The sequence below is a fragment of the Dyella sp. ASV21 genome, assembly GCF_016428975.1.
In the GTDB taxonomy this organism is placed as follows: Bacteria; Pseudomonadota; Gammaproteobacteria; order Xanthomonadales; family Rhodanobacteraceae; genus Dyella.
On the sequence record NZ_JAELTT010000169.1, the window covers coordinates 1 to 514 of the forward strand.

General features: G+C 63.8%; 1 protein-coding gene. It reads left to right on the top strand.

All coding sequences use genetic code 11. From position 1 onward, the window contains the following. Nucleotides 1-513: EF-Tu/IF-2/RF-3 family GTPase (locus JHD67_RS21430; RefSeq protein ID WP_199101164.1), on the top strand; the 513-nt coding region annotated here is incomplete at its 5' end. Nucleotide 514: the final 1 nt, after the last annotated feature.

Consider the following 514-nt stretch of genomic DNA (forward strand, 5'->3'; position numbering starts at 1 on the left):
GGCACCGTGGTGACCGGTCGTATCGAGCGCGGCATCATCAAGGTGGGTGACGAAGTCGAAGTGGTGGGCATCCGCCCGACCCAGAAGACGACCGTGACCGGCGTGGAAATGTTCCGCAAGCTGCTGGACCAGGGTCAGGCAGGCGACAACGCCGGTCTGCTGCTCCGCGGTCTGAAGCGCGACGACGTGGAGCGTGGTCAGGTGCTGGCGAAGCCGGGCTCGATCACCCCGCACACCGAGTTCGAGGCTGAGGTGTATGTGCTGTCGAAGGATGAGGGTGGTCGTCATACCCCGTTCTTCAAGGGCTACCGCCCGCAGTTCTACTTCCGCACGACGGACGTGACGGGCGCTTGCCAGCTGCCGGAAGGCGTGGAGATGGTGATGCCGGGCGACAACATTAAGATGGTTGTCACCCTGATCCACCCGATCGCCATGGACGAAGGTCTGCGCTTCGCTATTCGCGAAGGCGGCCGTACCGTCGGCGCCGGCGTGGTGGCCAAGGTCATCAAGTAAG